Here is a 24,410-nt window from a genome sequence, read left to right on the forward strand (position 1 = left end):
CGCCCGGGCCCCCGCAGGACACCGCCCCACCCCGCACCACCGCCCCCGCACGGGACGCCGAGCCGGTCCGGAGTGGCGGCAGCGGTGGTACGGAGGACGAGCGGCGTCGGCGGCGTGCCCAGTTCCTGCGGGACCTGGCGGAGGCACGGGAGTTGCGGGACCGTGTCCAGCCGCGCCGCGCCAAGGTCGCCCGGCTGCGCCACGCGATGCGCATGCGCACCTTCCGCTGGTGATGACGCTCCTTGCTCCTCCGGCGAGGTCCGGTGGTTCCGGTGAGTTCCGGCGAGGTCCTGTGACGTTGTGCCGGCGGGGTCCGGTGCCGCGTTCCGTCGGCGGGGTGCAGTGACTTTCTGACCCGGCCGGGGAAGATCGCGCGCCGCGCCGACGTTGGTCGTGACGGACGCACGCGGGCACCGCGACAATCCGCGTACGATCCGCTCGTGGCGGCGACGAGAGCGCTGCTGGGCGGCTGTCCGGGTGGGCGGTTACGAAACGCCGCTCGAAACTGCCGGACACAGGGCGCCGAAGACGTCCCCTGAGCGCCTTGTTTCTGCCACGATTCCGAGTGGGTGGGGCTCGGAGCACCGCTCCCCCGCCCGTAGCCTCCGCCGGGGGGATCCCCAACCGGCACGCCTATCAGTGGGAGAGTCACGGTGTACTTCGCCGCACTGCTCGCGCGCACCGAAGACGGGTGGGAAGCGAGCGACACAGAGCTCGACGATGTGGAGACCCTGTCGGACTTGGCCGACCTGGCCCGGGAGGCATCTCCCGACGAGGACACGGTGCTCGTGCTGATCGAGCAGGAGGACGCGTGGTTCGGAGTCGTCCGGGTGGACGGCGAGGAGGACCCGCGCATCTACGTCTCGGACGCCGCAGCGGCCGCCCGCAGCAGCTACGGCGAGATCCTGCTCACCGACGAACTGCTCGGCCGGGAACCCGGTGACGACGGCGACGACCTCGACGCCCTCGACCTCGACGGCACCGAGGACGGCGAGTCCGACGACGAGGACGGAGCCGACGGCGGTGACGCGGCCGCCGGTTCGGGCGAGGCCGTGCCGCACGGGCCGGTCGGCGACCCGGAGGTCCTCGACGACCTCGGTGTGAGCGAGAAGGAACTGCGCTCGATGTCCGGGGACGCGGTCGGGGAGATCGCCGAGGCCCTGGGCGCCTCCGATGTCCTGGAGACCGTCCGCTGACCGCGCCCGCCGACGAGGGGCCCGGCGCCGAGGGGTCCGCCCGCGAGGGACCCGGGGCCGGGGAACGCTCCACCGAGCACCGCGCAGAGGGCCCCGCCGAGGAACGGCCCGGAAGTGCCGCGCCCGACCCGGTGCGCGACCGGTGGCGGGCCGCGATGCGGCTCGCCCTGGCCGAGGCCGGGCGGGCCGCGGCGGGCGGTGACGTGCCCGTCGGCGCCGTTGTGCTGGCGCCGGACGGCCGTACGGTGCTCGCCGCCGGGCACAACGAACGCGAGGCCGGCGGCGACCCGACCGCCCACGCCGAGGTCCTCGCCGTCCGCCGGGCCGCCGCGGAACTCGGCGAGTGGCGGCTGACCGGCTGCACGCTCGTCGTCACCCTGGAGCCCTGCACGATGTGCGCGGGCGCCCTGGTGCAGTCCCGTGTGGACCGCGTCGTCTACGGCGCACGCGACGACAAGGCGGGCGCGGCGGGATCGCTGTGGGACGTCCTGCGCGACCGGCGCCTCAACCACCGGCCCGAGGTCATCGAGGGCGTGCTCGCGGACGACTGCGCCGCGCTGCTCACGGATTTCTTCCGCGACCGCTGACGCGGGGCTGACGACCGCCGATACGGATTTCAAACCATGCCGCACCGTGCTGTAAGGTCTCCCTCGGTAGCGTGTCCGAGCGGCCGAAGGAGCTCGCCTCGAAAGCGAGTGTGGCGCAAGTCACCGTGGGTTCAAATCCCACCGCTACCGCAGGTAGACGAAGGCCCGGTCCACTGGACCGGGCCTTCGTGCTGCTCTCCTGCTCGATGGACCGCACCAAGGGGCAAAGCGTCAGCTTTTCTATGAAAAGCGCAAAATGGTCTTTATCGGGATCTTAAGGGGTACCGGGATGCATGGCTGCGCGACAGCGTGGCCGTCCCGTCCCGAAAGGACCGACCCATGCGTCACACAGCAGCGACCCTCGGCATCACCGCCACCCTGCTCCTCGCACCCCTGGCCCCCGCGGCCGTGGCGGCGGAGTCGGCGCCGCGGTCCGAAACCGTGGCCGTGCAGCAGCAGCCGGCCGCGGCCGCCGCCCCGCAGGCGGCCGACGACAACGACGACGACAGCGGGGGCGGCTGGGGGCTGTGGGGCCTGCTCGGACTGCTCGGGCTCGCCGGCCTGATACCGCGCAAGAACAAGAACCGGGACCACGCGGCACCTCCGCGCGCAGGCGGCACGGGGACCGGGGCGCACACGTCCGACGGTCTCTGAGCGCCGGACGGTCTCTGAGCGCCGGACGGTCCCTGAACGCCGCACGAAGGGCCGTGTCCCGGCGGGGGGCCGGGGCACTGCGGCCCGGTGCGGCAGGGGGCGGGACGCCCGCCGGGCACGGACTGCGGCAGCTCAGGCATTGATCGACTGCGGGCACCGGTGGTTAAACTCGCCGCTGGTAGCGCAGGAGTCCGAGGACAGTCCCAGGGGGAGGCCGCGGTGGCGGTGAACTCGAAGAAGATCGCCGTCTACGTCGTCGTGGTCTTCGTGCTGTATGTGATCATCACGGATCCGGAGAAGGCGGCCGACTACGTCCAGATAGGTTTCCAGGGCATATCCGACGCTGCGAGCGCCGTCGGCGACTTCATGACCTGGGCCGCCAACGGAGGAGAATGATGATCCGTCACCTCGTGCTGTTCAGGCTCAACGACGGCGTCGAACGCGACGACCCGCGTGTCGTGGAGGGCGTCGAGGCCTTCCGTGCGCTGGGCGGCCGGATCGGGGAACTGCGCTTCTGGGAGTGCGGCTGGAACATCAGCGACCGGCCCGTCGCCCACGACTTCGCCATCAACTCCGCGGTGGACGACGCCGACGCCCTCAAGCGCTATCTCGAGCATCCGGCACACCAGGCCGGTGTCGCGCTCTGGCGCGAGTTCGCCACCTGGGTGATCGCCGACTACGAGTTCTGACACCCCCGCACCCAGCGGCCCCGCACCGACCGGTGCGGGGCCGCTCCGCGTCCCCTTCCGGATCCGTGCCCGTCTCCTGCTCCCGCGTCCCCTTCGGCGTTCACTCAACACGGCGTTCTGCGGTGCTTGCACACAGTGGACATGTCTTGTGATGCTATGACCGCTTTTGACGGATGAGTTGACGGACTGAGTTGACCGAAAAGCGACGGATCACGAGGTGGAGTTGACCGTGCCGGCCAGTACTGCGCCTCAAGCACCGCCCGCACCGCCCGCCCAGGCCCAGGAGACCCCCGCGCCGCAGCGCAGCCGGGGCGCCGACACCCGGGCCCTGACCCAGGTGCTCTTCGGCGAGCTGAAGGGCCTCACCCCGGGCACGCCGGAGCACGACCGGGTGCGCGCGGCGCTCATCGAGGCCAACCTCCCCCTCGTGCGCTACGCCGCCGCCCGCTTCCGCTCCCGCAACGAGCCGATGGAGGACGTCGTCCAGGTCGGCACCATCGGCCTGATCAACGCCATCGACCGCTTCGACCCGGAGCGGGGCGTGCAGTTCCCGACGTTCGCGATGCCGACCGTCGTCGGCGAGATCAAGCGGTACTTCCGCGACAACGTCCGCACGGTGCACGTACCGCGCCGGCTGCACGAGCTGTGGGTGCAGGTCAACAGCGCGACCGAGGACCTGACGACCGCCTTCGGGCGCTCCCCGACGACCGCCGAGATCGCCGAGCGGCTGCGCATCACCGAGGAGGAGGTGCTGTCCTGCATCGAGGCGGGACGGTCGTACCACGCCACCTCGCTGGAGGCCGCCCAGGAGGGCGACGGGCTGCCCGGACTGCTGGACCGGCTCGGCTACGAGGACCCCGCCCTCGACGGGGTCGAACACCGCGACCTGGTACGGCACCTGCTCGTCCAGCTCCCGGAGCGCGAGCAGCGGATCCTGCTGCTGCGCTACTACAGCAACCTGACGCAGTCGCAGATCAGCGCCGAACTCGGCGTCTCCCAGATGCACGTCTCGCGGCTACTGGCGCGTAGTTTCCAGCGGTTGAGGTCCGCGAACCGGATCGACGCGTAACCTCGTAACCGACTCCGGGCGGAGTCGAAAGCGCGAGCGAGGCATCACCGAGGCGAGCGAATCGCCCACCAGGGCCGTTGCAGGCGGAATCGGTTCGAAAGGCCGTCAGACCCCCTGTTTCCAGGGGGTTTTCGTGTCTCGCATGTCGACATGTCACTACAGCGCGTTGCCGACATGTGACATTCTGCCGGAGACGCGTTTGCCGGAGCTTCGGCTCCGGTATTCAGGTGAAGGCTGCGTTCCCGGCGTGGGAGCGTGCGCCGCGACCGTCCCGCGACCCAAAGGGGGTGGCATGTCCGCAGAACAGGGCAGCTCGAAGGTGCTCGCACTCGCGGAGAGCGAGACCGCACCCGGCACGCTCGAAGCGCTCGGCCCCGTCGATGGCGTGCCGGCCATCGACGAAGCGCAGGCCATCGACGCCGTACCGAACCTCGACGCCGGGCCGGCCCAGGCCCAGGCGGCCACGGGGGCCATCGACACCCGCACCCTGTCCCGTTCCCTGTTCCTGCGGCTCTCCGCCCTCGACGAGGACAGCCCGGAGCGTGCCTACGTCCGGGACACCCTGATCGAACTCAATCTCCCGCTGGTGCGGTACGCGGCGGCCCGCTTCCGCTCGCGCAACGAGCCGATGGAGGACATCGTCCAGGTCGGCACCATCGGCCTGATCAAGGCGATCGACCGCTTCGACTGCGAACGGGGCGTGGAGTTCCCGACGTTCGCGATGCCGACGGTGGTCGGGGAGATCAAGCGGTTCTTCCGCGACACCTCGTGGTCGGTGCGCGTCCCGCGCCGCCTCCAGGAGCTGCGCCTGGCGCTGACGAAGGCCAGCGACGAGCTGTCCCAGAAGCTGGACCGCTCGCCGACGGTCGGCGAGCTGGCCGCCGTGCTGGGCGTGTCCGAGGAGGACGTCGTCGACGGCCTCGCGGTGGGCAACGCCTACACCGCCTCCTCGCTGGACTCCCCGGCCCCGGAGGACGACGGCGGCGAGGGCTCCCTGGCGGACCGTCTGGGGTACGAGGACACGGCGCTGGAGGGCGTGGAGTACCGCGAGTCCCTCAAGCCGCTGCTGGCCAAGCTGCCGCCCCGGGAGCGCCGGATCATCATGCTGCGCTTCTTCGCCAACATGACCCAGTCGCAGATCGGCGAGGAGGTCGGCATCTCGCAGATGCACGTCTCCCGGCTGCTGACCCGGACACTGTCGCAGCTGCGCGAGGGCCTGATCTCGGACTGAGGACCGGAGCACCGGCCGCGCGGCACCGCGCGGCCGCCGTCTCGACAGTCGTCACGACAGCCCGGCGACCGCCGTCTCGACAGCCCGGCGACCGCCGCGGCACCTCGGGGGTGCCGCGGCGGTCGTCCGCGCGTGTGCGTACGAGCGGCGGGTCCCGGCGCGCCGGCGAGCTGCGGTGACCGGCGTTTCCCCGTACCCGCGGGCCGGTACTAGCGGAGTGCCAGCCAGGCCACGGCCGCGACGACGACCACGGCGGCCACGATGCCGACGATCAGGCCGATGCGAGGGCCGGAGGAGGCCGCGGGGGCCGCCTGCCGGGTCTGCGGGGCGTCGTCGACGAACGCGCGGAACATCTGGGTGCTGCCAGCGGGGTCGTTGGTGCCCTGGGGGCCCTGGTTGTTAGCCATGGGCCGAGACACTAGCGAATCCACGGGTACGGCCCAAGTGCGGGGCCGCCCCGGGCCCTTGGACCAGCTCGCCTCCCGCCACCTGTGCATTTACTATCGCAATACTTGTCTTTGCCAACTTTTTGTGCCGCTCTTACCGTCTTTATTTGCCTGTAGCAACCAACCGAACTTATCGTTGCCCTAAGCAACGAATCGGGAGGTGCGCATGGCCGGGAAGGCGCAGTACGAGGAGCTGATCCGCCAGTTCAGCGCCTTCGGCGCCGTGAAGCGGGAGATGGCCAGGCTGCTGCCCTCCGACTGTCCCGGCGGGGCCTTCGGCGTGCTGACGCTGCTCGGCCGGCACGGGGACATGCGCATGAGCAAGCTCGCGGAGCTGCTCGCGGTGGACATGTCGGTGACGAGCCGCCACGCCGCCCACGTCGCGGACCGGGGCTGGATCGAACGCCTCCCCGACCCCGCCGACAAACGCTCCCGCATCCTGCGCCTGACGCCCGAGGGACAGGACCAGCTCGACGACATCGCCGAACGGTCCACCCAGCTGCTCGCCCACCGGCTGAGCGACTGGTCCGACGACGAGGTCGGTCAGCTCTCCCGGCTCATGGCCCGGCTCAGGGCCAGCTTCGACGACTGCCGGGTCCCCGCGGCCCGGCCTCCCGCACTGTCCGGGGACGAACAGTCCACCCGTACACCCGCGATCACCATCAAGTAAAGGAAGTCCATGGCAACGACCACACCAGCCGGTGTGCGGGCTCATGCCAAGCACGGGGGAGGCTCCAACGGAGACGCTCCGATGACGCACCGGCAGATCATGGAGGCGCTTTCCGGGCTGCTGCTCGGCATGTTCTGCGCCATCCTGTCCTCCACCATCGTCACCAACGCACTCCCCGAGATCATCGGAGACCTCGGCGGCGGCCAGAGCGCCTACACCTGGGTCGTCACCGCCTCGCTGCTGACGATGACCGCCTCCACCCCCCTGTGGGGCAAGCTCGCCGACCAGATCAGCAAGAAGGCCCTGGTCCAGACGGCCCTCGTCGTCTTCGTCATAGGTTCCGTCATAGCCGGTCTGGCGCAGAACCCGGCGATGCTGATCACCGCCCGCGCCATCCAGGGCCTCGGCGGCGGCGGTCTCTCCGCCCTGGCACAGATCATCATGGCCGCGATGATCGCCCCGCGTGAGCGCGGGCGCTACTCCGGCTACCTCGGCGCCACCTTCGCCGTCGCCACCGTCGGCGGCCCGCTGCTCGGCGGCGTCATCACCGACACCAGCTGGCTCGGCTGGCGCTGGTGCCTCTACGTCGGCGTGCCCTTCGCGATCATCGCGCTGATCGTGCTGCAGAAGACGCTGCACCTGCCGGTGAACAAGCGGAAGGTCAAGGTCGACTGGACCGGCGCCTTCTTCATCACCGCTGCCGTCTGCCTGCTGCTCATCTGGGTCACCTTCGCCGACGACAAGTACTCCTGGATGTCGTGGCAGACGGGCGCCATGGTCGGCGGCTCGATCCTGCTGACGCTGATCTTCCTCTTCGTCGAGTCCAAGGCCAGCGAGCCGATCATCCCGCTGCGCCTGTTCAGGAACCGCACCATCACCCTGGCCTCGCTGGCCTCGCTGTTCGTCGGTATCGCGATGTTCGCGGGCACCGTCTACTTCAGCCAGTACTTCCAGCTGGCCCGGGACAAGTCCCCGACCATGTCCGGGCTCATGACGATCCCGATGATCGGCGGACTGTTCGTCTCCTCCACGGTCTCCGGCATCATCATCACCAAGACCGGCAAGTGGAAGCGCTGGCTGCTGGCCGGCGGCGTGCTGCTGACGGCGGGCCTGGGCCTGCTGAGCACCATGCGCTACGACACCCCGTACTGGCACATCGCGATCTTCATGGCGCTGATGGGTCTCGGCGTCGGCATGATGATGCAGAACCTGGTGCTCTGCACGCAGAACCAGGTGGCCCCGAGCGACCTGGGCGCCGCGTCCTCCGTGGTGACCTTCTTCCGGTCCCTCGGCGGTGCGGTCGGCGTCTCCGTCCTCGGCTCCGTCATGTCGACCCGGATCAGCCACTACGCCGCGGACACCATCGGGCAGCTCAGCCCGCAGGAGCAGGCGGCGGCCGCCAGGACCACCGGTGGCGGTGGCATCCCCGACATGGACCTGCTGCCCCCGGGCATCCGCGAGTGGCTGGAGAGCGCCTACGGGCACGGCATCGCCGACATCTTCCTGTACGTCGCGCCGGTCGCCCTGCTCGGCTTCCTGGTGACCCTGTTCATCAAGGAGGTGCCGCTGCGCACCACGGGCGCCCTCGCCCAGGCTGCCGCCGAAGCCTCGGCCGAGTCCGGCCCGCCGGTCGCGGGGACCCCGGCGGAGGCCTTCCGCCCCGCCGACGAGCCGGTTCCGGCCGCGGCGATGGCCGCCGCCCCGGCGCCCTCGGCCACGTCGGCCGTCTCCGAGGCCCCGGCGGCCGAACCCGCCGCCGCACAGCGGCTCGCCGCCGTCGCCACGGCGACCGGCTCCGGCGAGCCGCAGGCCCCCGTGTCCGGCGGCATCGCGGTCCGCGGCTTCGTCCGCGGCGCCGAGTCCGCCCCGGTCCCGCAGGCCGCCGTCACGCTGATCTCGCTGGCGGGCCGGCAGCTGGGCCGCTCGGTCGCCCAGGCCGACGGCTCCTACACGCTGGACGCGCCGGGCGCGGGCTCGTACGTCCTGATCGCCTCGGCCGACGGCTTCCAGCCGCAGGCCTCGACGATCGTCGTGAACGACGAGCCGCTCGCCTACGACATCCTGCTCAGCGGCACCAGCGGGCTCACCGGCCTGGTCCGGGCCCTGGAGAGCGGGCTGCCGGTCAAGGACGCCATGGTGATCGTGACCGATGTGCGCGGTGACCTGCTGGCCACCGCCGCCACCGGCGAGCAGGGCGAGTTCTCCTTCGCCGAGCTGGTGCCCGGCACGGTGACCGTCGCGGTCAACGCCGTCGGCCACCGGCCGCGTGCCCTGCCCGTGGAGGTCGGCGGCGCCGGCGTCACCCGGGTCGAGGTCGACCTCCAGACGGGGGCCCAGGTCCAGGGCGTCGTGCGGGCACCGCACGGTCCGCTGGCCGACGCCCGCGTCACGCTGGTCGACGCCGCCGGCAACGTGGTCGGCACGGCCACCACCGGCACGGACGGCGCGTACGCCTTCACCGACCTGGACGCCGGTGAGTACACCGTCATCGCGACCGGCTACCCGCCGGTGGCGACGTCCCTGACGGTCGCCGGCCCCGGTGCCGACGGCCACGACATCGAGCTCGCCCACCCCGGCGAGTAGCACCACCCCGGCCCGTGGTGGCGTGCGCGCTCTGAGCGGAGGTGCGCCCGCCCACCACGGGCCGGTCCCTTTACGGCCGCCATCTGATCATTTGTCGACCGGCCGTATCGACCGTTGTGCCGGCTGTTGTGTCGGCTGTTGTGTCGATTTTTGTACCGACTTTTGTATCGACTCTTTTTCGATCGTTTGCAGGGAGAAGACGGGATGGGACTGACCGCGAGGATCCGAACGCGGGACGGATGGGCCGTGTCGCACGCGGTCGTGACGGTGACCGACATGACCGGCACCCAGGTGCTGCGCGTCGAGGCGGACACCGAGGGCACCGTGCGCGACACCACCGCGCTGGCGCCGGGGGCGTACACCGTGATCGTCACCGCGGTGGGCTACGCGCCCGCCGCGTCCAGCGCGATCGTCACCGCGAGCGGCCGGGCCGAGGTCGGCACGGTGACCCTGGCCAGGCAGGGCGGCACCGAGCTGCCGCCGCCGGGGCCGTGGGCCGTGGACCCGGCGCACTCCACCGTGGGCGCCGTCGCGCAGCACCTGGGCATCTCCAGCGTGCGCGGCCGCTTCACCGACTTCGCCGCCACGGTCGAGATCGCACCGGACGACGTCACCAAGTCGCGGGTGGAGGCGGTGATCCGGGCGGCCTCCATCGACACCGGCAACGGCATGCGCGACACCCACCTGCGCTCGCCGGACTTCCTGGACGTCGAGCGCCACCCGGAGATCACCTACCGGTCCACCGGCGTCTCGGAGGCGGGCCCGGACCGCTGGACCGTCCACGGCGAGCTGGGCCTGCACGGGGTCGTCCGCCCGGTCGACCTCGACCTGGCCTACCTCGGCACCGGCGCCGACCCCTGGGGCGGCACCCGGGCGGCCTTCCGCGCGACGGCGGAACTGCACCGCGAGGACTTCGCGATGAACTACAACCAGGTCGTCCAGGCCGGCATCGCCGCCATCGGTACGACGCTCAGGGTCGAGCTGGACATCCAGGCGGTCCAGGGGGAGTCACTGCCGGCCGTGTGAGGCGCCGCCGGACGCCCGGGCCACCAACTCCCCGCACAGGTCCCGGAGCTTGACGTTCCGTTCCTGGGAGGCCCGGCGCAGCCGTTCCAGGGCCCGGTGGGCATCGATCCGCTCCCGGGCCATGAGCATGCCGACCGCCTGGTCGATGACGCTGCGGGAGAGCAGGGCGGTACGCACGTCGGCCGCCGACGCCTGCTGCCGTTCCACACGCAGGGCCTCGTTCACCGCGTGCGCGGCGCGTTCCGCGAAGGCGGCGGCCGCCTCGATGCCCCCGGCCAGCGCGTCGGGTTCGAGGGCGTACAGGTTGAGGGCGGCGCCGGTCTCGCCCTTGACGGCCAGCGGCAGCGCCAGCACGCAGCGCACGCCGGTGGCCAGCGCGTACTCGGTGTACGCGGGCCAGCGTGTCTCGGTGGCCAGGTCGGCCGCGTACTGGGCGCCGCCCGTCTCGGCGGCGTCCACGCAGGGGCCCGAGCCGTTCTCGTACTGCCGCAGGTCCAGGCCGCTGGGCAGGCCCGTGCTGCCCGCCAGGGTCATCAGCCGGTCGGCCCGGCGCACCGTCACCGAACAGGCGACGGCGCCGGGCACCTCACCGACCGCCCGGTCGGTGAGGTCCCGCAGCAGGGTGTCGAGGCCCTGGCTGCGCGCTATCGCACGGTCGAGCGTGTCAGGGATCTCCGAGGTCATGACCGTACGGATATCCCGTCACCGCTCGCCCACGCCTCGGTTGCCGGAACCCGTGTTCGCGTCGACGATGCGGCGGGCGAGGTCGCGCAGTTTCACGTTCTCCCGCTGGGACGCCTTGACCAGGGAGTCGAAGGCACCGGCCGCGTCGATGTCCAGGCGTTCCATCAGGATGCCGGTGGCCTGGCCGATCAGGTCCCGGGTGCGCATCGCCTCGGTGAGCTGTTCGCGCACGGTCGCCGACTCCAGGGCGAGGGAGACGTGCGCGGTGAAGAGCCGGCCGATGCGGGTGGCGTCCTCGCCGAAGGCCTGCGGTTTGCGCGCGTAGGCGGTCAGCACGGTCAGCCGGCGCCGGTCGGCGCGCAGCCGCAGGGAGAGCGCGGAGCGCAGGCCGAGACCGGACAGGACGTTGTCGCCGCCGTCGGCCTCGCTGTCGGCCGTCCGCACCACGGGCGTGGTCCACAGGTGCTCCCAGTCCGGGTGCGGGGCGTGGCCGCCCTGCTGCCGCGGCTCGGCGGCGAAGCGCACGGTCTCGTCGGTCCAGGCCAGGGTGCGCAGCCGGCCGCCGCGCTGGACCTCCGCGATGCCCGCGTGCTCGGCGCCGGGCAGCAGGCGCACGGCCAGTTCGACGGCAGTGCTCATGGTGTCGTCGGGGGTGCCCGTCCCGTGGAGGTCGCGAGCCGCCGCCGTCAGGGCTTCGGCCAACTCGAAACCCACCGGAAAATGCGGCAAATCAGTAAATTCGGACGCAGTCACCACGAACCTCTTCGGCATGCGCGGCCTCACGGCCGTGCGCAGGAGAGCTCCGCAGCACATTCCCGACTGCGAGCACAGGACGAACAGCACTTTAGCTGCTTGGTTGCGTGCCGGTGACGCCCGGCCGACGGACCGGGCGAGCACCTTCCCTGCCACCGCGTCGCGTGGTGGAATGGGGCACGGGTCAGGAAGCGGCCCGGCCGGTGCCCGACGTCCGTCAGGTGAGTGCTGTGACCTTCCTCCCCCAGCCCTGTGAGCCGTGCGAGCCGCCGGGCTGCGCGGTGCTCGCGCTGCCCAGCGAGATCGACTTCTGCAACGCCCCGGGGTTGCTGCCCCTGATCACGGCCGCCGTGGAGCACCGCTCCGACGGTCTGCGCCTGCTCGTCCTGGACCTGAGTGCGACCCGTTTCATGGACTCCCAGGGAGTCCGCCTCCTCGACGCCGTACGCCGCCGCCTGCCCGCCCGCACCCGGCTGCACGTGGTGGCCGCCCCGACGAGTGTGGCGAGCCGCGTCCTGGAACTCTCGGGCCTGCGCCGCGACGTGCCGGTGTACGACAACCTGGCGGAGGCCCTGCGGGCGGGGACCGGGACGGCGGTCTGATGGCTCCGGTGCGGCCGGGCCCCGCCTAGGCTGACGGCATGGCACCGAACATCGCGACGAACACCCGTGTCTCCCTGGACGAGCTGCTGGACTTCGTACGCCCCCGGCACCGGGCGATCCTGCTGACCCGGCGGGCCGACGGCAGCCCGCAGGGATCGCCGCTGACCTGCGGGGTCGACGACTCCGGCCGCATCGTCATCTCCACCTACCCCGAACGGGCCAAGACCCGCAACGCGCGCCGCGACCCGCGGGTCAGCCTCATCGTGCTCAGCGACGAGTGGAACGGCCCCTGGGTGCAGATCGACGGCACCGCGGAGGTCATCGACTCGCCCGACTCCGTGGAACCGCTCGTGGAGTACTTCCGCAACATCTCCGGCGAGCACCCCGACTGGGACGAGTACCGGCAGGCCATGGTCAGGCAGGGCAAGTCCATCGTCCGGGTGACGCCGGAGAAGTGGGGCCCGGTGGCGACGGGCGGCTTCCCGGCACGGCTGGCGGCGGACGACTGACGCACGGGCGGGGCGACGGACGACGGGCTGCGGGTGATGGGCTGCGGCTGGCGCACGGGCGGGGCGGCCGGACGGCGGACGACGGACGACGGACGACCCACGGGCGGACGGCCGGACGGGGCGGTCGGTCGACCGGGAGGCGCTGAGAGGGTGCCGCCTGGAGGTGCGACCGCGGCGCGGGCCGAGGGTGTGCGGCCGGCCGGCGTCGGGTCAGCCGCGTTCGACCATCGCCTCGATGCCCGCGACCAGTACGTCGAGGGCGAACTCGAAGTCCCGGTCCAGCATCTCCGCGACGGTCTCGCCGCCGCGGGCCGCCATGATGTCCTGGGCGTCCTCGATGACGCCCGCGGTGTCCGGCATCTCGGTCGCCGCGTTCATCGAGTCCTGGAAGTACTCGTCGGCGCTCAGCCCGGTGTCCGCCACCCGCGCCAGGAAGCGGCCCTCGACCGTGCCGTAGCCGGCGACGAACTGGAAGACGGCGGCGATGGCACCGGTCACGCGGTGCGCGGGCAGCCCGCTGCGGCGTACGACGGTCTGCACCGACCGGGAGAAGGCCAGCGAGTGGGGCCCGATGTTGAGGTACGTGCCGAGCAGCCGGGCCAGCCAGGGGTGGCGCACCAGCAGCGCGCGGTTCTCCCGGGCCAGCGCGCGCAGCTGCTCGCGCCAGTCCTCCCCGGAGTCCGGGTCGGGGTCGGGGTCCGGGTGGCGCAGCTCGCCGAAGACCGCGTCCAGGGCGAGTTCGAGCAGCTCGTCCTTGGTGTCGACGTACCAGTAGACGGACATCGCCGTGACGTTCAGCTCGGCGGCCAGGCGGCGCATCGAGAAACCCGTCAGCCCCTCGGCGTCCAGCAGCCGGACGGTGGCCTCGGTGATCCGGTCGCGGTCGAGCCCGGACGGCTGCCCCCCGCGCCGCCCGCTCCGCCGGCCCTCCCCGGTCAGCCACACACTGGCCCGGGGTCCCTGGCGCCCTGCCTTCGCCATGCGCACCTACCTCGCTCTCGCCGTCACCGGTCATGCTAGGCCGCCGACGGAGGCGCGGGGTGGGACCGTACGGGCTCCACCGCGCGGGCGCGACCAGCCACAACGGGCCCGGAGCGATGCGTGCTACGTCCCTGCCTCCGGACCTCGCCCGCCGGTCCCCGAGGCGCCCGCACGCTCCGCCCGCCGCAGGAGCACCGCCGCCGCCACCCCGCCGAGCAGCACCGCCGCCGCACCGGCCAACTGGCTGCTCTCCACTCCGGCGGAGAACGCGTCCAGCACCCGCCGCCGCTCCCCCTCGCCCTGTGCCGCGGCGAGCGCGGCGGGCAGCGAGGTCGCCGTGACCGGCACGAGCGCCGCGAACCGGGAGTTCAGCACCGCCCCCAGTACGGCCACGCCCAGCCCGTTGCCGAACTCCGCCAGCGTGCCGTTGACCCCCGCACCGACCCCGGCCCTGGCCGGCGGGATCGCGCTCATCAGCGCGTGGGCCATGGCCGGGTTGCCCAGCGCACACCCCACGCCGATCAGCAGCAGCCCCAGCAGCGTGCCGGCGTAGCCCTGCCCGGTCAGCGTGGCGACGGCCACCAGGCCCGCCGACATCAGCACCATGCTCAGCAGTACCGCCACCGGCGTGCCCAGCCGGGCCAGCCACTTCGCCGCCACTCCGGAGAAGTTCAGCAGCACCACCGTCAGGGCGAGCGGCGCGGTCCGCAGGCCGGCCTCCAGCGGGCCGTACCCGAGGACGAACTGCAGCTGCTGGGTCAGCAGGAACAGCGCACCGCCCATGCCGAAGCTGATCAGCACCCAGTCCCGCGACCGCGCCGGTGAACCGCTGGTCGCGGAAGAAGGTGAGGTCGAGCATGGGGTACGGGACGCGGCTCTCCCAGAGGGCGAAGAGCGCCAGCACGCCCGCGGCGACGCCGGCCGTGGCCAGTACCCGGCCCGACGTCCAGCCGTGCGCGGGGCCGGAGATGATCGCGTAGACCAGTGCGGCCATGCCGATCGTGGAGAGGACGGCACCGAGCAGGTCGGGGCGGTCGCCCTGCCGGTCCTTCGACTCCGGGACCAGCGCGACGGTCGCGACCAGGCCGAGCGCCACGACCGGCAGGTTGATCAGGAAGATCGCACCCCACCAGAAGTGGTCGAGGACGAAGCCGCCGAGCAGGGGGCCGCAGGCGAAGCCGAGCGCGCTGACCGCGCTCCAGATGCCGATCGCCTTCGCGTGCTCGTCGGGCGCGAAGATCTGCATGACCACGGCGAGCGTGGTGGTCAGCAGCAGCGCACCGCCGACGCCCATGCCGGCCCGGGCCGCGATCAGCCGGCCGGCCGTGTCCGCGAGGCCGGCCGCCAGCGAGCCGGCCCCGAACAGGGCGAGCCCCGCGGCCAGCATCCTCTTGCGGCCGTACCCGTCGGCGGCGCTGCCCGCCGTCAGCAGCAGTCCGGACTGGACGAGCGAGTAGGCGTTGATCATCCACTGGATGTCCGAGGTGGACGCGCCGAGTTCGTCGGTGAGCGACGGGGTCGCCACGTTCAGCACGGTGTTGTCCAGGACCACCGTCAGCTGCGCGAGGCTGATGACACCGAGGATCAGCCAGCGCTGCGGGTGGCCCCGGGTCACGGCCGCGGCTTCCCGCTCCTTGGAGGATTCCTGAGGGGACGTCGTCATGTTGTACAGCGTATAGCTGTCCTATACGCTGTACAACACCTCGGTATCCGGTTGGGCGGTACAGGGGTCGCCGGTTGTTCGCCGCCGGTCCGCCGGCGCCGGCGGACCGGTCAGGCCGTCGGCTGCGTGAGGTCGTAGAAGGTGGCCGAACCGGCCGTGACCTCCTTGAAGTTGGCCTCGACCCACGAGGTGATCTGCGACGCGGTGCCGGAGTCGTCGCCTCCCATGCCGCCACCCGTGCCGCCGCCGATGAAGTAGTGGATCCTTCCGTCCGCCACGTACTCCTTGAACTGGGCCAGGGTCGGCGACGGGTCGGTGCCGTTGAAGCCGCCGATGGCCATCACCGGGTCGCCGGTGCTGAGCTGGTAGCTCGCGGCGTTCTGCGAGCCGATCGCGGCGGCCGCCCAGGTGTAGGAGTCGGCGTCGGTCTCCAGCAGCTTCTTCGCCTCGGAGCCGACTTCGGCGCCGTTGAGCAGACCGCCCATACCGCCGCCTCCGCCCATGCCGCCGGCCATGCCGCCGCCACCGCCCATACCGCCTTCGCCGGTCGGGCCCGTCTGGTTGTTCGGGGTGTTCCGGGTGTTCTGGCCGCCGGGAGCCTGGCCGTTCTGGTTGTTCTGGCCGTTCTGGTTGTTCTGGCCCGGTGCGTTTCCACCGCCGGTGAAGCCGCCACCGCCTCCGGGACCGCCCTGGCCCGGCCCCTGGCCCTGTCCCTGCCCCTGCCCCTGCGCGGGCGGGTTTCCGCCTCCGGGGAAGCCGCCGCCGGGACCGCCGCCCCGGCCGCCGCCTCCGCCCGGGCCGCCCATCATGCTCGCGCCGGACGGACCGGCCGTGACGATGGAGCCGCTGTGCCCCTCGGACACGGTGCTCAGCGTGTACGCCGTCGGCGCGGCCAGCGACGCCGCGAGGCCCAGGCCCGCCACCGCGAGGAGGGTCCGACGGCCCAGCCGCCCGGCGAAGACCAGGCCCAGCGCGGCGACCAGGCCGCCGACCAGGACCAGCCACTTCAGCCAGGGCAGGTACTCGGGCGTACGGTTCAGCAGGACGTACCCCCAGGCCGCGGTGGCCGTCACGGCGGCGGCGAGGGCGAGGGACGCCCGGATCCGCTCGCGCCGCTCCCACAGGGTCGCGGCGCCCATGCCGACGACGGCCGCCAGGTAGGGGGCCAGGGCCACCGTGTAGTACTGGTGGAAGATGCCCGCCATGTAGCTGAAGACGGCCGTGGTCATCACCAGCGAACCGCCCCAGACGAGGAGGGACGCGCGCGCGGTGTCCGTACGTTCGGCGCGGCGCGTGGCGACCAGGCCCGCGACCAGCAGGATCAGCGCGGCCGGGAGCAGCCAGGAGATCTGGCCGCCGATCTCGGAGTTGAACATCCGGTCCCAGCCGGTCTCGCCCCACTGTCCGCCGCCCGCGCCACCGGGTCCGCCGCCACCGCCGACGCTGCCGGTCTCCTCGCCGTTGAGCCGGCCGAGGCCGTTGTAGCCGAAGGTCAGCTCCAGGAAACTGTTGTTCTGCGAGCCGCCGATGTACGGGCGCGACGACGCCGGCCAGAGTTCCACGACCGCGACCCACCAGCCGCCGGAGACGACGATCGCGAGGGTGGCGAGCGCGAGTTGGCCGAGGCGCTTCTTCAGCCGCACCGGTGCGCAGACGCCGTACACGAGGGCGAGCGGGGGCAGGATCAGGAAGGCCTGGAGGGTCTTGGCCAGGAAGGCGAAGCCGATCGCGACGCCCGCCCACACCAGCCACCTGGTCCGGCCGTCCTCCAGCGCCCGTACGACGAGGTAGCAGGTGACGGACATCAGCAGTGCGAGGAGCGCGTCCGGGTTGTTGAACCGGAACATCAGCGCGGCGACGGGTGTCAGCGCCAGCACCGCACCGGCGATCAGCCCGGCCGCGGGGCTGAACCGGCGGCGTACGCCCGCGTACACGACGGCGACCGTGCCCACTCCCATCAGCACCTCGGGGACGAGGATCGACCAGGAGGAGAGCCCGAAGATCCGGACCGCCAGGGCCATCGGCCACAGCGCGGCCGGAGGCTTGTCCACGGTGATGGCGTTGCCGGCGTCGAGCGAGCCGAAGAAGAGGGCCTTCCAGGACTGGCTGCCCGCCTGCACGGCCGCGGAGTAGAAGGAGTTGGCGTAGCCGGAGGCGCTGAGGTTGTAGACGTAGAGGACGGCGGTGGCCAGCAGGAGGCCGAGGAAGGCGGGGCGCACCCAGGCGGGATCGCCGGGGCGTCCGCGCCACAGCCGTCCGAGCCGCGATCGGCCGGAGAGCTCTTGCTGACTGGGCCGGCCGGTCGGCACGGGCTGTCCGGCCTGTCCGGCCTGACTGGGCCGACCGGTCTGCCCGTGGCGGTGGTCGGTGAGTGGGGTCGTCGGCGACGGCGGGCCCTCGTCCCCGCTGCCGGGCGTACGCGTCTCCTCGGCGTGCGCGGCCGGGTCGTGGTGCGTCGTCATCGTGCGCTCCTCCGGTCGGCCGCAGCGGCGTCGGTGGTGCGGGCGGTGTCACCGGTGCCGGTGGTACCGCCGGAGCGCACCGGCTGGAGCCGCACGGTGGCGTCGCTCCAGGCGCGGTACGGGTCGGGGTGCTGAGGTTCCGGATGCCGCGGGTCCGGGTGCTGGGAAGGTTCCGGCACCGGCGCGGCGGGCGGTGCGTCCGGGAAGACCCAGGCGCGGAAGAGCAGGAAGCGCAGCACGGTCGCCGCGAGGTTGGCGGCGATCAGCACCGCCAGCTCGGTGGAGTGGTCCGGGTCGGCGCTCGCCGCGTTCAGGGCGGCGAGCGAACCGCTGGTCAGCGCGAGGCCGATACCGAAGACGACCAGGCCCTGCGCCTGGTGCCGCACGGCACCGCCCCGGCCGCGCACCCCGAAGGTCAGCCGCCGGTTGGCGGCGGTGTTGGCGACGGCGGAGACCAGCAGGGCGAGCGCGTTGGCGACCTGGGAGCCGGTGAAGAGCCGGAAGCCGCTGTAGAGGAGGAGGTAGCAGAGGGTGGACAGGGCGCCCACGACGCAGAAGCCGACGAGCTGCCGGGCCAGCCCCTGCGGCACGTCCGTGAGGTCGCGGTCGCGCGGATCGTCGCCGAACGGGCGGGCCAGCCGGTCCAGCGGCAGCGAGCCGGTGGCCAGGGCCTTGCCGACCCGCCACACGCCCTTGAGGTCCTCGGTCGCCGTCTTCACGATGTGCACGGTCGAGTCGGGGTCGTCGACCCAGTCGACCGGCACCTCGTGGATACGGCAGCCGGCCCGCTCGGCGAGCACCAGCATCTCGGTGTCGAAGAACCAGCCGGTGTCCTCCACCAGCGGCAGCAGCACCTGGGCCACGTCACGGCGGATCGCCTTGAAACCGCACTGGGCGTCGGAGAAGCGGGCCTGGAGGGAGCCGCGCAGGATGAGGTTGTAGGTGCGGGAGATGAACTCCCGCTTGGCGCCGCGCACCACCCGCGAGCTGCGCGCGAGGCGGGAGCCGATCGCGAGGTCCGAGTGGCCGGAGATGAGCGGTGCCACGAGCGGGAGCAGCGCGTTCAGGTCGGTGGACAGGTCCACGTCCATGTAGGCGAGGACGGGGGAGTCGGAGGCGGACCACACGGTGCGCAGGGCCCTGCCACGGCCCTTCTGCTCGAGGCGGACGGACCTGACCTCGGCGAGTTCCGCCGCCAGCCGGGCAGCGACGTGGGGGGTGGCGTCGACGGAGGCGTTGTCCGCGACGGTGATGCGGAAGGCGTAGGGGAACGTCCGGGCGAGGTGCTCGTGCAGCCGCAGGACGCACCGCCTCAGGTCCTTCTCCTCGTTGTAGACGGGGATCACCACGTCGAGGACAGGCGTGCCGGCTCCTGCGGCCGGGAGGTGCTCCCGCGCCGGCAGGGAGCCGGGAGAAGAGTCGGTTCGCATGGGACCGACTCTTCTCAACCCCCCTGTCGCACCCGTGTGGTGAGGCTGTGCTGTACCTGTGAGTGCGCCCACGCGTCCGGCCGGTCGCGGACGGCGGCCCGCCCGTCGTCATCGGCCCGCCCGTCGTGGACAGCGGCTCGCCCGTCGTAAACGGGGGGCCGCCCGTCATAAGCAGCAGCCCGCCCGTCATGAGCAGCAGCCGGCCGGTCGTCAACGGCGGCCCGCCCGTCGTGCGCGGCAGGCAGGTGCACGGTGAAGACCGTCCGTCCGGGCACGCTGGCGACCGTCACGCCACCGCCGTGCGCGGTCGTCACGGCCTGCACGATGGCGAGCCCGAGGCCCGTCGAACCGGTCGCCCGGGACCGAGCGGAGTCGCCGCGCGCGAACCGCTCGAAGACGTGCGGCAGCAACCCGGCCGGGATACCGGGCCCGTTGTCCTCGACGTCCACGCACAGCCACGCACCGCTCGTGCGCACGCGCGCGGTGACGGTCGTACCCGGCGGGGTGTGGGTGCGGGCGTTGCCGAGGAGGTTGACGAGCACCTGCTGGAGGCGGGCGGCGTCGGCCGACACCGGCGCCGGTTCGTCGGGCAGGTCGAGCCGCCAGGTGTGATCGAGGCCGGCCGCACGGGCGTCGCTGACGGTGTCCACGACCAGCGGTACGAGGTCGGTCCGCCCGAACTCCAGCGGCCGTCCGGCGTCCAGACGGGCGAGCAGCAGCAGGTCCTCGACCAGCAGCGTCATGCGGCCGGCCTCGGACTCGATGCGGCCCAGCGCGTGCCGGGTGTCGGGGCCGACCTGTTCGCGCCCGCGCCGGGTGAGTTCGGCGTACCCGCGGATGGAGGCGAGCGGGGTGCGCAGTTCGTGGCTGGCGTCGGCGACGAACTGCCGTACCCGCGTCTCGCTCTCCTGGCGGGAGTGGAGGGCGCCGTGCACGTGGTCCAGCATCCGGTTGAGCGCGGAGCCGACCCGGCCGACCTCGGTGTGGGGGTCGCACTCGGAGTCGGGGACGCGTTCGTCGAGGTTGACCTCGCCCGCGTGCAGGGGGAGTTCGGAGACGCGGCCGGCGGTGGCGGCGACCTTGCGCAGGGGGCGGGTGGCGACGCCGACGATGACGGTCCCGGCGAGGGAGGCGGCGATGAGGCCGGCGGCGGTGACGCTGGCCTCGACGATGATCAGCGTGTTGATGGTCGCGTCGACGTCGGAGGTGGGGAGGGCGGCGTAGTAGCCGTCGTGGTACTCGACGCGGTAGTCGCCGAGGCCGGGGACCTCCACGGTGTGCGCGCTGCCGTCCTGCGGGACGGTGGCCAGGGCGGCGCGCTGGGTCTCGTCGAGGGAGACCGGCGTCGTCCTGCTGACGTCCGTGCTCTCGTCGTCCCTCTTGCCGTACTTGGCGTCGACGACGACACCGTCGCGGATCTCGGCGACGATCGTGTCGCGCGGCTGCGGACCGTGCGTGACGAACTCGTCGAGGTCCATCCGCTGCGGGACGCCCCCGCCGCCGGCCTTGGGGTCGCCGGGCGGCCCGAAGCCGGACACCCGCGCCGCGACCTCCTGCACCTGCCCGTCCAACTGGTCGTACAGGTGCGAGCGGAGTGCCAGCGTCGTCACCGTCCCGATCACCGCGCACACCACCGCGATCAGCGCCACGGACGCGACGACGAGGCGCGTCCGCAGGGTGCGCGGCCGCGGTCGTCGCCGCGCGCTCACGAGACCGCGGGCTTGATCAGGTAGCCGGCGCCGCGCCGGGTGTGGATCATCGGCTCGCGTCCGGCGTCGATCTTGCGTCGCAGGTAGGAGATGTACAGCTCGACGACGTTGGCCTGCCCGCCGAAGTCGTAGGACCAGACGCGGTCCAGGATCTGCGCCTTGCTCAGCACCCGCCGCGGGTTGCGCATCAGGAAGCGCAGCAGCTCGAACTCGGTGGCGGTGAGGTGGATGCCGTCGCCGCCGCGGGTGACCTCGTGGCTGTCCTCGTCGAGGGTGAGGTCGCCGACGACGAGTACGGAGTCGGAGCGCCGGTCGGCGGCACCGGAGCGGCGGATCAGTCCGCGCAGCCGGGCGACGACCTCCTCCAGGCTGAACGGCTTGGTGACGTAGTCGTCCCCGCCCGCGGTCAGCCCGGCGATACGGTCCTCCACGGCGTCCTTCGCCGTGAGGAACAGCACCGGCACGTCCGGCAGGTCGCGGCGCAGCCGCCCCAGGACGCTCAGGCCGTCCATGTCGGGCAGCATCATGTCCAGCACGACGGCGTCCGGCCGGAACTCCCGGGCGGTCTGCACCGCCCCGTGGCCGTCGCCGGCGCTACGGATCTGCCAGCCCTCGTAGCGCAGGGCCATGGAGAGCAGTTCGGTGATGGACATCTCGTCGTCCACTACGAGCACCCGGACGGGGCTCCCGTCCGGCCTCAGCAGTTCGGTGCGCCCCTGGGGCGAGGTCGTGGTCATGCCGGACACGATGTCGGAACGCTCTGAGAAGGCCCTTTCCCCAACCTGTGATTTCTCTGAGAAACCCACAGGGAGTTCTCAGAGGCGTGCTACGGCGCTACGGCGCCTTGCCTACACATGGCATCGTGCCGTCACGCCGTCGTACCGGCACGGCATCGTGCCACCACGCCGCCGTGCCGTCACGGCACGGCCGGCCCGAAGAGCCGGGCCGCGTTGTCGTGGCAGACCGCGCGCAGCCATGCGTCGCCCAGCTCCAGCCGCTCCAGCGCGCGCAGTTGCTCCACGTACGGGTAGGGGATGTTGGGGAAGTCGGACCCGAGCAGGACGCGGTCGCCGAGGTCCGCCAGCCGGGGCAGCGCCCGGCGCGGGAACGGCGCGAGCCGTTCGCTGAAGGCGGTGAACGCCATCGTCGTGTCCAGCCGCACCTCGTCGTACCGCTCGGCGAGGTCCAGGAAGTCCTCGTACTCGGGCATCCCGAGGTGGGCCACCACAAGGCGCAGCCGGGGATGCCTGGCCAGCACCCGGGCGATCGGCTCCGGCCCGGTGTGCTTGCCGGGCGCCGGTCCCGATCCGCAGTGGACCACCACCGGGACCCCGGCCTCGGCGAGCGCGCCCCATGCCGGGTCGAGGAGTGCGTCGGCCGGGTCGTACGCCCCCACCTGCACGTGTGCCTTGAAGACCCGCGCCCCGGACTCGACGGCCCGGCGGACGTACGTCTCGACGCCCGGCTCCGGGAACAGGGTGGAGGTGTGCAGGCAGTCGGGCGTCCGGCGGGCGAAGTCCTCCGCCCAGTCGTTCAGCCACTGGGCCATGCCGGCCTTGTGCGGATACAGCATGGCCGTGAAGGCCCGCACCCCGAACCGCCTCAGCAGTGCCGCGCGTTCGTCCTCCTCGTGCCGGTAGGTGATCGGCCACTCGACCCCGCCGGTGAGCGGGCCGAGGGCGTCGAAGTAGGCCCACACCTTGCGCAGCACCCGCTCGGGCATGAAGTGCGTGTGCACGTCGACCAGCCCGGGCAGCCCGAGGCCCTGCCAGAACCGCCGGACCTGCCCGGCCTCGTCCTCGTGATCACTCATGGGGCCACGATCCCTCCCGGCAGGCGGACGGACAAGGGACGACGGACGAGACAAGGGACGACGGACGAGGGACAGGCCGACGAGGGGCCCGCTCAGCTCAGAACAGCTCGTCCTGGACCCCCGCCGCCCGTCTGAACTCCCGCACCGGAACGGCGCACGGCTCGCCCGCGGCGGACAGCAGCTCCCACCCCGTCATCAGCCGGGTGTCGAGCACCACGACCCCCCGCTCCGTCGCCAGGTGCAGGTCCGGCCCGGCGGCCGCCACCAGCTCGCCCCCGATCGAACCGCCCGCCACCAGCTCGGCCACCTCCCCCACGGCGGCCACCGCGCCCTCCGCTCCCTCGATGCCGAAGACGCCCGCGTGGTCGACGCCCCGGAACGGCTCCGGCGTCAGCGACTCCGGCCAGCCGCCGAGTGCCACCGCCCGCGCGTGCAGCTCCGTGATCTCCGCCGCCCGTTCCTCGGGCGACCCGGGCAGCCCGGCCCGCACCGCCCGCTTGTGGGCGTAGGGGATCCGGTCCGGCACCCGCAGCGCGGCGCGCAGCAGCTCCTCGGTGCGGCGCGCGGCCATCAGGGGCCCGTGGCCGAGCCAGCTGAAGCAGACGGCGCCCTGCTCGAGGAGGCGTGCGGAGCCCCGCGCGTACGCCGTGATCCCGACCTTCACGAGCCCCGGGCCGAACCACGCCAGGTACACCCGGTACGGCCGCGGGTCGTCGGCGATCGTGTCGGCGGCCACGGAGTGCGCCCGGTCCAGCCGCGCGCACTCCTCGCACCGTGCGCCCGTGCTCCGCCCCGACACCCCGGCCCGCACCGGACACGCGTGCCCCCGTGCCCCCACGCACGTCCGCACACCCCCCTCCGCGACCCCGAAGGCCACCCGCTTCCCCCGGGCCAGCGCACTGCGCCGCCCCCCGACCCACGTCAGCACGGGGCCGTCCGCCGCCCACCGCAGCCCCGAGCACTTCCATGCCTGTCCCATCTCCGCCGAGCGTAGACGGCAGCACTGACAACGGCCGGGCGGGCGCCGGCAGATGACCGGCGCCCGCCCGTGCGTGCCGCGTGAGTACCGTGTGGCCGTCCGTCGGCCGTCCGCAGGGACGCACCTCATGGACGTACCGTATGGACATGGCAGAGAGTGACGCGATGTGCCCCGAGCGGCTGCTCATGGAGCACATCACGAGCCGCTGGGGCACCCGGGTCCTGATCGCCCTGCTGGACCGGGGCCACCGCTTCAGCGAGCTGCGCCGGGAGATCGGCGGGGTCAGCGAGAAGATGCTGGCCCAGACCCTGCGGACGCTGGAGCGGGACGGCCTGGTGCACCGGGACGCCAAGCCGGTGATCCCGCCCCGCGTGGACTACTCCCTCACCGTCCTCGGCCACGAGGCCGCCGAACAGGTCCGGGGCCTCGCCCGCTGGACGGAGCGGCGGATGACGACGGTCGAGCGGGCCCGCGAAGCGTACGACGCGACACGCGCCTGACCCACTGCCGCCCGCCAGCCACCGCCGCCCGGCAGCCACTGCCGCCCGGGACCCGCTGCCGCCCGGACCGGGCGGGGGGCCCCCCCCCCCCCCCCCCCCCCCCCCCCCCCGGGGAGGCCCCCCCCCCCCCCCCCAGGGGGGGGGGGGGGGCCCCCCGCGCCCCCCCCGGCGGGA

23 protein-coding genes, 1 tRNA gene and 2 pseudogenes are annotated in these 24,410 nt (G+C 72.6%); 15 read left to right on the forward strand and 11 right to left on the reverse strand.

The genetic code is table 11. The features are described from left to right. From HZS56_RS31545 to HZS56_RS31585, 9 genes and pseudogenes are all read left to right on the forward strand, one after another. Positions 1–233 (forward strand): annotated as a pseudogene (locus HZS56_RS31545) (DUF4461 domain-containing protein); the annotation flags it as partial. Between the two features lie 420 nt (positions 234–653). Next, positions 654–1,196 carry a tRNA adenosine deaminase-associated protein gene (locus HZS56_RS31550; protein WP_216724228.1) on the forward strand — a complete coding sequence of 181 codons (543 nt, stop codon included), beginning with the start codon at positions 654–656 and terminating at the stop codon, positions 1,194–1,196. 155 nt (positions 1,197–1,351) lie between these two features. Next, entirely contained in the window at positions 1,352–1,783 is a 432-nt protein-coding gene (tadA, locus tag HZS56_RS31555) for a tRNA adenosine(34) deaminase TadA (RefSeq protein ID WP_253915216.1), read from the forward strand. A gap of 65 nt (positions 1,784–1,848) precedes the next feature. Continuing rightward, positions 1,849–1,933 (forward strand) — tRNA-Ser (locus HZS56_RS31560). A gap of 189 nt (positions 1,934–2,122) precedes the next feature. Then, entirely contained in the window at positions 2,123–2,437 is a 315-nt protein-coding gene (locus tag HZS56_RS31565) for a WGxxGxxG family protein (protein ID WP_216724230.1), read from the forward strand. Between the two features lie 219 nt (positions 2,438–2,656). Further along, positions 2,657–2,833, forward strand: a complete 177-nt coding sequence (locus tag HZS56_RS31570) for a hypothetical protein (protein WP_216724231.1) — start codon at positions 2,657–2,659, stop codon at positions 2,831–2,833. Then, positions 2,833–3,126, forward strand: a complete 294-nt coding sequence (locus tag HZS56_RS31575; RefSeq protein WP_216724232.1) for a Dabb family protein — start codon at positions 2,833–2,835, stop codon at positions 3,124–3,126. Before HZS56_RS31570 ends, HZS56_RS31575 begins: the two co-directional genes overlap by 1 nt. Before the next feature lie 229 nt (positions 3,127–3,355). Then, positions 3,356–4,195 carry an RNA polymerase sigma factor SigF gene (locus HZS56_RS31580; RefSeq protein ID WP_216724233.1) on the forward strand — a complete coding sequence of 280 codons (840 nt, stop codon included), beginning with the start codon at positions 3,356–3,358 and terminating at the stop codon, positions 4,193–4,195. Between the two features lie 292 nt (positions 4,196–4,487). Then, on the forward strand, positions 4,488–5,426 hold the full coding sequence (locus tag HZS56_RS31585; protein WP_216724234.1) for an RNA polymerase sigma factor SigF: 939 nt from the start codon (positions 4,488–4,490) through the stop codon (positions 5,424–5,426). A gap of 209 nt (positions 5,427–5,635) precedes the next feature. On the opposite strand, the gene HZS56_RS31590 is transcribed toward HZS56_RS31585, so the two are convergent. Continuing rightward, positions 5,636–5,833 carry a hypothetical protein gene (locus HZS56_RS31590; protein WP_216724235.1) on the reverse strand — a complete coding sequence of 66 codons (198 nt, stop codon included), beginning with the start codon at positions 5,831–5,833 and terminating at the stop codon, positions 5,636–5,638. Between the two features lie 205 nt (positions 5,834–6,038). Between HZS56_RS31590 and HZS56_RS31595 the strand changes: the two genes are divergently transcribed. The 3 genes from HZS56_RS31595 (at position 6,039) to HZS56_RS31605 (ending at position 10,151) form a co-directional block, all read left to right on the forward strand. Next, positions 6,039–6,542: a MarR family winged helix-turn-helix transcriptional regulator gene (locus HZS56_RS31595; RefSeq protein ID WP_216724236.1), complete on the forward strand. Its 504-nt coding sequence runs from the start codon at positions 6,039–6,041 to the stop codon at positions 6,540–6,542. 81 nt (positions 6,543–6,623) lie between these two features. Next, complete coding sequence (locus tag HZS56_RS31600; RefSeq protein ID WP_481061607.1) at positions 6,624–9,125, forward strand: MFS transporter; 2,502 nt, start codon at positions 6,624–6,626, stop codon at positions 9,123–9,125. Between the two features lie 204 nt (positions 9,126–9,329). Next, the gene (locus HZS56_RS31605) at positions 9,330–10,151 is read left to right on the forward strand and encodes a YceI family protein (RefSeq protein WP_216724238.1); all 822 of its coding nucleotides are present in this window, start codon (positions 9,330–9,332) and stop codon (positions 10,149–10,151) included. Here HZS56_RS31605 and HZS56_RS31610 read toward each other — a convergent pair. Together HZS56_RS31610 and HZS56_RS31615 are read right to left on the reverse strand one after the other, a co-directional pair. Next, positions 10,134–10,835 (reverse strand): GAF and ANTAR domain-containing protein, encoded by a 702-nt coding sequence (locus HZS56_RS31610; RefSeq protein WP_216724239.1) that lies wholly within the window; start codon positions 10,833–10,835, stop codon positions 10,134–10,136. The genes HZS56_RS31605 and HZS56_RS31610 overlap by 18 nt on opposite strands. A gap of 18 nt (positions 10,836–10,853) precedes the next feature. Then, a complete protein-coding gene (locus tag HZS56_RS31615; RefSeq protein WP_216724240.1) occupies positions 10,854–11,606 on the reverse strand; it encodes an ANTAR domain-containing protein in 753 nt (250 codons plus the stop codon). Between the two features lie 212 nt (positions 11,607–11,818). Between HZS56_RS31615 and HZS56_RS31620 the strand changes: the two genes are divergently transcribed. Continuing rightward, on the forward strand, positions 11,819–12,190 hold the full coding sequence (locus HZS56_RS31620) for an STAS domain-containing protein (RefSeq protein WP_216724241.1): 372 nt from the start codon (positions 11,819–11,821) through the stop codon (positions 12,188–12,190). 38 nt (positions 12,191–12,228) lie between these two features. Further along, on the forward strand, positions 12,229–12,699 hold the full coding sequence (locus tag HZS56_RS31625) for a PPOX class F420-dependent oxidoreductase (RefSeq protein WP_216724242.1): 471 nt from the start codon (positions 12,229–12,231) through the stop codon (positions 12,697–12,699). A 210-nt stretch (positions 12,700–12,909) separates the two neighbouring features. Here HZS56_RS31625 and HZS56_RS31630 read toward each other — a convergent pair whose 3' ends face one another. From HZS56_RS31630 to HZS56_RS31665, 8 genes and pseudogenes are all read right to left on the reverse strand, one after another. Beyond that, the gene (locus HZS56_RS31630) at positions 12,910–13,680 is read right to left on the reverse strand and encodes a TetR/AcrR family transcriptional regulator (protein ID WP_216724243.1); all 771 of its coding nucleotides are present in this window, start codon (positions 13,678–13,680) and stop codon (positions 12,910–12,912) included. A gap of 123 nt (positions 13,681–13,803) precedes the next feature. Continuing rightward, positions 13,804–15,343, reverse strand: a pseudogene (locus HZS56_RS31635) (MFS transporter). A gap of 110 nt (positions 15,344–15,453) precedes the next feature. Continuing rightward, entirely contained in the window at positions 15,454–17,805 is a 2,352-nt protein-coding gene (locus tag HZS56_RS31640; RefSeq protein WP_253915217.1) for an ArnT family glycosyltransferase, read from the reverse strand. Next, positions 17,802–19,235: a bifunctional glycosyltransferase family 2/GtrA family protein gene (locus tag HZS56_RS31645; protein WP_253915218.1), complete on the reverse strand. Its 1,434-nt coding sequence runs from the start codon at positions 19,233–19,235 to the stop codon at positions 17,802–17,804. The genes HZS56_RS31640 and HZS56_RS31645 overlap by 4 nt, the downstream gene beginning before the upstream one ends. A 14-nt stretch (positions 19,236–19,249) precedes the next feature. Continuing rightward, positions 19,250–20,944: a sensor histidine kinase gene (locus tag HZS56_RS31650; protein WP_216724244.1), complete on the reverse strand. Its 1,695-nt coding sequence runs from the start codon at positions 20,942–20,944 to the stop codon at positions 19,250–19,252. Then, positions 20,941–21,681, reverse strand: a complete 741-nt coding sequence (locus HZS56_RS31655) for a response regulator transcription factor (protein WP_216724245.1) — start codon at positions 21,679–21,681, stop codon at positions 20,941–20,943. Before HZS56_RS31655 ends, HZS56_RS31650 begins: the two co-directional genes overlap by 4 nt. Before the next feature lie 179 nt (positions 21,682–21,860). Continuing rightward, positions 21,861–22,757: an amidohydrolase family protein gene (locus HZS56_RS31660; RefSeq protein ID WP_216724246.1), complete on the reverse strand. Its 897-nt coding sequence runs from the start codon at positions 22,755–22,757 to the stop codon at positions 21,861–21,863. Positions 22,758–22,854: 97 nt separating this feature from the next. After that, a complete protein-coding gene (locus HZS56_RS31665; protein ID WP_216724247.1) occupies positions 22,855–23,736 on the reverse strand; it encodes a DUF2797 domain-containing protein in 882 nt (293 codons plus the stop codon). Between the two features lie 140 nt (positions 23,737–23,876). Here HZS56_RS31665 and HZS56_RS31670 point away from each other — a divergent pair, with 140 nt between their 5' ends. Then, a complete protein-coding gene (locus HZS56_RS31670) occupies positions 23,877–24,236 on the forward strand; it encodes a winged helix-turn-helix transcriptional regulator (RefSeq protein WP_216724248.1) in 360 nt (119 codons plus the stop codon). Positions 24,237–24,410: the final 174 nt, after the last annotated feature.

This window comes from Streptomyces mayonensis, assembly GCF_018982965.1.
In the GTDB taxonomy this organism is placed as follows: Bacteria; Actinomycetota; Actinomycetes; order Streptomycetales; family Streptomycetaceae; genus Streptomyces; species Streptomyces mayonensis.

Bases quoted from the DNA above. Each gene is read 5' to 3' on its own strand.
- tadA (WP_253915216.1), top strand. From the start codon at position 1,352: ATGCGGCTCGCCCTGGCCGAGGCCGGGCGGGCCGCGGCGGGCGGTGAC.
- HZS56_RS31565 (WP_216724230.1), top strand. From the start codon at position 2,123: ATGCGTCACACAGCAGCGACCCTCGGCATCACCGCCACCCTGCTCCTC.
- HZS56_RS31575 (WP_216724232.1), top strand. From the start codon at position 2,833: ATGATCCGTCACCTCGTGCTGTTCAGGCTCAACGACGGCGTCGAACGC.
- HZS56_RS31585 (WP_216724234.1), top strand. From the start codon at position 4,488: ATGTCCGCAGAACAGGGCAGCTCGAAGGTGCTCGCACTCGCGGAGAGC.
- HZS56_RS31590 (WP_216724235.1), bottom strand. From the start codon at position 5,833: ATGGCTAACAACCAGGGCCCCCAGGGCACCAACGACCCCGCTGGCAGC.
- HZS56_RS31595 (WP_216724236.1), top strand. From the start codon at position 6,039: ATGGCCGGGAAGGCGCAGTACGAGGAGCTGATCCGCCAGTTCAGCGCC.
- HZS56_RS31600 (WP_481061607.1), top strand. From the start codon at position 6,624: ATGACGCACCGGCAGATCATGGAGGCGCTTTCCGGGCTGCTGCTCGGC.
- HZS56_RS31605 (WP_216724238.1), top strand. From the start codon at position 9,330: ATGGGACTGACCGCGAGGATCCGAACGCGGGACGGATGGGCCGTGTCG.
- HZS56_RS31610 (WP_216724239.1), bottom strand. From the start codon at position 10,835: ATGACCTCGGAGATCCCTGACACGCTCGACCGTGCGATAGCGCGCAGC.
- HZS56_RS31615 (WP_216724240.1), bottom strand. From the start codon at position 11,606: ATGCCGAAGAGGTTCGTGGTGACTGCGTCCGAATTTACTGATTTGCCG.
- HZS56_RS31625 (WP_216724242.1), top strand. From the start codon at position 12,229: ATGGCACCGAACATCGCGACGAACACCCGTGTCTCCCTGGACGAGCTG.
- HZS56_RS31630 (WP_216724243.1), bottom strand. From the start codon at position 13,680: ATGGCGAAGGCAGGGCGCCAGGGACCCCGGGCCAGTGTGTGGCTGACC.
- HZS56_RS31640 (WP_253915217.1), bottom strand. From the start codon at position 17,805: ATGACGACGCACCACGACCCGGCCGCGCACGCCGAGGAGACGCGTACG.
- HZS56_RS31645 (WP_253915218.1), bottom strand. From the start codon at position 19,235: ATGCGAACCGACTCTTCTCCCGGCTCCCTGCCGGCGCGGGAGCACCTC.
- HZS56_RS31655 (WP_216724245.1), bottom strand. From the start codon at position 21,681: ATGACCACGACCTCGCCCCAGGGGCGCACCGAACTGCTGAGGCCGGAC.
- HZS56_RS31660 (WP_216724246.1), bottom strand. From the start codon at position 22,757: ATGAGTGATCACGAGGACGAGGCCGGGCAGGTCCGGCGGTTCTGGCAG.
- HZS56_RS31665 (WP_216724247.1), bottom strand. From the start codon at position 23,736: ATGGGACAGGCATGGAAGTGCTCGGGGCTGCGGTGGGCGGCGGACGGC.
- HZS56_RS31670 (WP_216724248.1), top strand. From the start codon at position 23,877: ATGGACATGGCAGAGAGTGACGCGATGTGCCCCGAGCGGCTGCTCATG.